Below are 5,834 nucleotides of genomic sequence, written 5' to 3' on the forward strand. Positions count from 1 at the left end.
ACAACCGGTCCCTCCAGTGTAGGCGAACGTCGCCGCGTTGTCGGCTCGGCATCCGCCTCGCCCGGCTGCGGAATTCGCCACCAGTGTCCGTTCCTCACCCCAACCTACGGGCTCACGACGGCCTCGCGGCGCAGAGCGCCCAACGCAGGCTTGACACCGCTGAGCGGTGTCACGAGAAGGGAGCAAAAAAAAGCGCCCCCGGCGCAGGGCGCCGGGGGCGTTAAGTTAAGACGACCGGGAGGGCGTCTTAACTTGCCTTCATCTTGCGCATCCGTTCGATCGCCCGCAGTTGCGCGATGGCCTCGGCCAGTTCGGCCTGGGCCTTGGCGTATTCGAACTCGGCGGCGTGGCCGGCGAGTGCGTCTTCGGCCTTGCGCTTGGCCTCCAAGGCTGCGGCCTCGTCCAGGTTCTGGGCGCGGATCGCGGTGTCAGCCAACACGGTCACGGCCATGGGCTGGACCTCGATCATGCCGCCGGAGACATAAAAATGCTCCTGCTCGCCGTTCTCATGCTGCACCCGCACATCACCCGGCCGCAGACGGCTGATGAATGCGGTATGCCGGGGGGCGATGCCGACCTCGCCCATCTCCGCGGTTGCGAAGACCATGGTCGCAAGCCCGGAGTGGATAGCCCCCTCGGCGCTCACGATGTCCACATGGATGGTCATAGCCATAGCTTAACCCTCTGTTCGCAGCCGCCTAGGCGGCCATCTGCTCGCCCTTGGCGATGGCTTCGTCGATGCCGCCGACCATATAGAAGGCCTGCTCGGGGAGGTGATCGTATTCGCCGTTGACGATGGCCTTGAAGTCCCTGATGGTGTCCGCGACGGGCACATACTTGCCCGGGGCGCCGGTGAATACCTCGGCGACGGTGAACGGCTGGGACAGGAAGCGCTGGATCTTGCGGGCGCGCGAGACGGTGAGCTTGTCGTCCTCGGAGAGCTCGTCCATGCCCAGGATGGCGATGATGTCCTTCAATTCCTTGTAACGCTGCAGGGTCCCCTGCACGGCGCGCGCGGTGTCGTAATGATCGGCACCGACCACGTTCGGGTCGAGGATACGGCTGGTGGAGTCCAGCGGGTCCACGGCCGGATAGATGCCGAGTTCTGCAATCTGCCGCGACAACACCAGGGTCGCATCCAGGTGCGCAAAGGTGGTGGCCGGGGACGGGTCGGTCAAGTCGTCCGCCGGCACATAGACGGCCTGGAACGAGGTGATGGAACCGGTCCGGGTGGAGGTGATGCGCTCTTGCAGGGCGCCCATCTCGGAGGCCAGGGTTGGCTGGTAGCCCACCGCGGACGGCATACGGCCCAGCAGTGCGGAGACCTCCACACCCGCCAGGGTGTAGCGGTAGATGTTGTCGATGAAGAGCAACACGTCCCGGCCTTCCTCGCGGAAGTATTCGGCCATGGTCAGCCCGGTCAGGGCGACACGCAGGCGGTTGCCCGGGGGCTCATTCATCTGGCCGTAAACCAAGGCGACCTTATCGAGAACCTTTGACTCCTTCATCTCGTGATAGAAGTCATTGCCCTCACGGGTACGCTCGCCGACCCCGGCAAACACCGAGAAGCCGCCGTGGGCCTTGGCGATGTTGTTGATCAACTCCATCAGGGTCACGGTCTTGCCTACGCCGGCACCGCCGAACAGCCCGACCTTACCGCCCTTGACGATCGGCATGATCAGGTCGATGACCTTGATGCCGGTCTCCAGGATCTCGGTGGAGGCCGCCTGGTCTTCGAGCTTCGGCGCCGGACGGTGGATCGCCCACCGCTCGTCCGTCTTGACCGGGCCTTCCTCATCCACCGCGTTGCCCAGCACGTCCATGATACGGCCCAGGGTCCCCTGACCCACCGGGACGCTGATCGGGGCGCCGGTCGCGGTCACCGGGATGCCACGCTGCAGTCCATCGGTGGAGCCCATGGCGATGGTGCGTACCACGCCATCGCCGAGTTGCTGCTGCACCTCGAGGGTCAGGCCGCAGGAGTCGATGGTGAGTGCGTCATAGACCTTGGGCATATCCGCGCGGGCGAACTGCACGTCCACCACGGCGCCGATGATCTGCACTACGTTACCAGAGCTCATATTCTATTCCTCGTTCTCGCCTGGGCAGGCGTCTGGGGATGCGTTTTGAATCGGGGTTCTCAATCGCAGTGCCCGGCTAGACCGCCGCCGCGCCGCCCACGATCTCGGAGATTTCTTGCGTAATCGCCGCCTGGCGCGCCTTGTTGTAGATCAGTTGCAGTTCGCTGATCAGTTCGCCCGCGTTGTCGGAGGCGGACTTCATGGCGACCATGCGCGCCGCCTGCTCACAGGCACCGTTCTCCACCACCCCCTGATAGACCAGGGACTCGATATAACGAGTCAGCAGTGAATCGAGCACCGTCTTGGCGTCGGGTTCGTAGATATAGTCCCAGTGCAGCGGCATGGAGGCCTGCTCGCCCGGCACCAGGGGCACCAATTGGCGGATCACCGGCCGCTGCGTCATGGTGTTGACGAACTCGTTGCTCGCGACATAGATCGCGTCGATCTCCTTGGCATCGAAGGCGTCGAGCATCACCTTGACCGTCCCGATCAGGCTCTCGATGTGCGGCTTGTCGCCCAGGTGGGTCGCCTGGCCGAGCACCTTGCCGCCGAAGCGCCGGAAAAAGGCCAGCGCCTTGGTGCCGATGGTGCAGAACACCGGCTCGACACCCGCGGCCTTTTGCGCCTTGATCTCGACGATGAGGCGCCGGAACAGGTTGCTGTTGAGCCCCCCGCACAGACCGCGGTCGGATGAAACGATGATATAACCGACCCGCTTGCGCTCCCGCTCCACTGCCATGAAGGAGTGTCGATACTCGGGTGTGGCACGGGCCAAATGGCTGATCACCCCCAGCATCTTTTCCGCATAGGGCTTGGAGGCGGACATGCGCTCCTGAGCCCTACGCATCTTGGACGCCGCAACCATCTGCATGGCCTTGGTGATTTTTTGCGTGCTCTTGATGCTCGCGATCTTGGTGCGGACTTCTTTGGCGCCAGCCATTAGCTCAAGCTCCCAGCTTCCAGCTGCCGGCCACCAGCTTGAATGGCAGCGACAGCGGGTTGAATCGAGTCATGCAACACCTTGGCCGTCGCGACCGCCCCCGCTGGGAGGCTGGTCACGAAGACTTGGCGGCTAACTACCACGTATTGTTGGCCTTGAAGGCCTTGATCGCGGCATGCATGGCGGTCTGGATCTCGTCGTTGTAATCGCCGGTGGCGTTGATCCGATCGAGCAGTTCGGCCTGTGCGGTCTTCATGTAAGACTGCAGGGCGCGCTCGAAGTCCACCACCTTCTTCACATCGACATCGTCCAGGTAGCCCTCATTGGCGGCGAACAGCGAAACCGCCATCTGCGCCACACTCAGCGGGGAGTACTGGACCTGCTTCATCAGCTCAGTGACCCGCTCACCGCGGCTCAATTGCTTGCGGGTGGCCTCATCCAGATCGGACGCGAACTGGGAGAACGCCGCCAGTTCGCGGAACTGGGCCAGCGCCAGACGAATACCGCCGCCGAGCTTCTTGATGATCTTGGTCTGGGCCGCACCACCGACGCGCGACACCGACAGACCCGCATTGATGGCGGGGCGGATACCGGCATTGAACAGGTCGGTCTCCAGGAAGATCTGGCCGTCCGTGATGGAGATCACGTTGGTCGGCACGAAGGCGGACACGTCGCCGGCCTGGGTCTCGATGATCGGGAACGCGGTCAAAGACCCGGTCTTGCCCTTCACCGCACCATTGGTCTGCTCTTCCACGTAGTGCGCGTTGACGCGCGCGGCGCGCTCCAACAGGCGCGAATGCAGGTAGAAGACGTCACCCGGGTAGGCCTCGCGACCCGGCGGGCGGCGCAGCAGCAGTGAGACCTGACGGTAGGCCCACGCCTGCTTGGTCAAGTCGTCATAAATGATCATGGCGTCCTCGCCACGGTCACGGAAATACTCGCCCATGGTGCAGCCCGCGTAGGGGGCAATGTACTGCATGGCGGCCGATTCGGCGGCGGCGGCGGCGACGATGATGGTGTGCTCCATCGCGCCGAACTCTTCCAGCTTGCGCACCAGGGTCGCAATGGATGAGTTCTTCTGACCCACCGCGACATAGATGCACTTAACGCCGGTGCCCTTCTGATTGATGATGGCGTCGATCGCGACCGCGGTCTTGCCGGTCTGGCGGTCGCCGATGATCAGTTCGCGCTGACCGCGGCCGACCGGAACCATGGCGTCGATCGCCTTGATACCGGTCTGCACCGGCTGGTCAACCGACTTACGCGCGATCACGCCGGGGGCCACCTTCTCGATCGGGGCCGTGCCGACCGCGTCGATCGGGCCCTTGCCGTCAATGGGGTTACCCAATGAGTCGACCACCCGACCGAGCAGGCCCGGGCCGACCGGGACTTCCAGCACGCGCCCGGTGCAACGCACCCAGTCGCCTTCGCTCAAGTGGGTGTAGGCGCCCAAGATCACCGCGCCGACCGAGTCGCGCTCCAGATTCAGGGCCAGGCCGAACGTCGCCTGACCAGCGGGGTCCGCGGGGAACTCCAGCATCTCGTAATACTTGGCATCAGACAGACCGTGCACGCGCACGATGCCGTCCGTGATGCTGACGATGGTGCCTTCGGTACGGGCCTCCGTCTTCAGCTCGAACTGTTCGATCTTCTGCTTAATGAGATCGCTGATCTCGGAAGGATTCAGTTGCATGGCGGTGTCCTGTTCACAATAGGCCCGTTCAGAATTGGAGTGCGTGCGCGAGTTGCTTGAGCTTGCCGCGGACCGAGTCGTCGATCACCAGATCGCCGGCGCGAATCTCGACGCCGCCGATGAGGTCGGAATCCTGTTCCACCGTGAGCTCGACCTGGGCGCCGAGACGGCGGCTGAGGTAGCGGGCGAGCTCCTGTTCCTGGTCGGCGTCGACCGGGAAGGCGCTGCGCACCAGTACCTGCCGCACGCCCTGGCTGGCCACCCGTCGCTCCTCGTAGAGCTCGGCGAGCTCCGGAAGCGCGACCAGACGGCCATTGTCAGACAGCAGCCGAACCAGATTCGCGAGCTCTGCCGGCAACGAATCGCCGGCCACGCTCAGGATCATGTCGCGCACGCGGCCCGGCGCCAGATTCGGATTACCGATCTGCACGGCCACCTGCGGGTCCGACGCGATCGCGGCGAGCGTCTCCAGTGGCTGCGACCAGGCGTCGACCTGAGCGGTCTCCTGCGCGCGGGCAAAGACGGCCTCGGCGTAGGGCCGGGCGATGGTTGTGAGTTCTCCGGCCATGGTCTGTCCCTAAATCTGTCTGACGAAGTCGTCGACGATCGACTGGTGGGCGCGGGCGTCAATTTCCTTCTTCAGGATCTTTTCTGCCGCAGCGACCGCCAGCGTGGCAACCTTCCCACGCAACTCCTCACGCGCCCGGTTGGTTTCGTGCTCGATCTCGGCCTGGGCGGAGACGACCAGACGCTGGCCCTCGGCGCGGGCGTCGACCTTGGCCTCCTCGACAATCTCCCCGGCGCGCTTTTGCGCTTGGCCCAGGATATCGGCCGCCTGGGACTTGGCGTCCTTGAGCAGCTGAAGGGCACGTTGCTCGCCCAGCGCTTTCTCCTGGTGACCGCGCTCGGCGGCAGCCAGACCTTCGGCGATCTTGGCCTTGCGTTCCTGGAGCGCCTTAATGATGGGCGTCCAGACATAGGTCATGGTGAACCAGACGAAGACCCCGAAGGAGATCATCTGGCCAATGAGTGTCAGATTGAAGTTCATCTAGTTGCCTCGGGTTGCCTCGGGGTGCCTCGAGTCTGCTGGGCGACCGGTCACTTGCGGGCACCTGCTTCC

General features: G+C 64.1%; 6 protein-coding genes. All 6 read right to left on the reverse strand.

Features of this window, described 5'->3' with window-relative positions:
• Positions 1–247 precede the first annotated feature (247 nt).
• Complete coding sequence (locus QZY44_RS02600) at positions 248–673, reverse strand: F0F1 ATP synthase subunit epsilon (protein WP_295441828.1); 426 nt, start codon at positions 671–673, stop codon at positions 248–250.
• 25 nt (positions 674–698) lie between these two features.
• Positions 699–2,081, reverse strand: a complete 1,383-nt coding sequence (atpD, locus tag QZY44_RS02605; protein WP_295441831.1) for a F0F1 ATP synthase subunit beta — start codon at positions 2,079–2,081, stop codon at positions 699–701.
• Between the two features lie 76 nt (positions 2,082–2,157).
• On the reverse strand, positions 2,158–3,021 hold the full coding sequence (atpG, locus tag QZY44_RS02610) for a F0F1 ATP synthase subunit gamma (protein ID WP_295441834.1): 864 nt from the start codon (positions 3,019–3,021) through the stop codon (positions 2,158–2,160).
• A 136-nt stretch (positions 3,022–3,157) separates the two neighbouring features.
• Complete coding sequence (gene atpA, locus QZY44_RS02615) at positions 3,158–4,714, reverse strand: F0F1 ATP synthase subunit alpha (RefSeq protein ID WP_295441838.1); 1,557 nt, start codon at positions 4,712–4,714, stop codon at positions 3,158–3,160.
• A 28-nt stretch (positions 4,715–4,742) separates the two neighbouring features.
• Positions 4,743–5,282 (reverse strand): F0F1 ATP synthase subunit delta, encoded by a 540-nt coding sequence (locus QZY44_RS02620; RefSeq protein ID WP_295441840.1) that lies wholly within the window; start codon positions 5,280–5,282, stop codon positions 4,743–4,745.
• Between the two features lie 9 nt (positions 5,283–5,291).
• Positions 5,292–5,762 carry a F0F1 ATP synthase subunit B gene (locus QZY44_RS02625; protein WP_295441843.1) on the reverse strand — a complete coding sequence of 157 codons (471 nt, stop codon included), beginning with the start codon at positions 5,760–5,762 and terminating at the stop codon, positions 5,292–5,294.
• Between the last annotated feature and the right edge of the window lie 72 nt (positions 5,763–5,834).

The organism is uncultured Thiodictyon sp. (assembly GCA_903837595.1).
In the GTDB taxonomy this organism is placed as follows: domain Bacteria; phylum Pseudomonadota; class Gammaproteobacteria; order Chromatiales; family Chromatiaceae; genus Thiodictyon.

Bases quoted from the DNA above. Each gene is read 5' to 3' on its own strand.
- QZY44_RS02600 (WP_295441828.1), bottom strand. From the start codon at position 673: ATGGCTATGACCATCCATGTGGACATCGTGAGCGCCGAGGGGGCTATC.
- atpD (WP_295441831.1), bottom strand. From the start codon at position 2,081: ATGAGCTCTGGTAACGTAGTGCAGATCATCGGCGCCGTGGTGGACGTG.
- atpG (WP_295441834.1), bottom strand. From the start codon at position 3,021: ATGGCTGGCGCCAAAGAAGTCCGCACCAAGATCGCGAGCATCAAGAGC.
- QZY44_RS02625 (WP_295441843.1), bottom strand. From the start codon at position 5,762: ATGAACTTCAATCTGACACTCATTGGCCAGATGATCTCCTTCGGGGTC.
- QZY44_RS02620 (WP_295441840.1), bottom strand. From the start codon at position 5,282: ATGGCCGGAGAACTCACAACCATCGCCCGGCCCTACGCCGAGGCCGTC.
- atpA (WP_295441838.1), bottom strand. From the start codon at position 4,714: ATGCAACTGAATCCTTCCGAGATCAGCGATCTCATTAAGCAGAAGATC.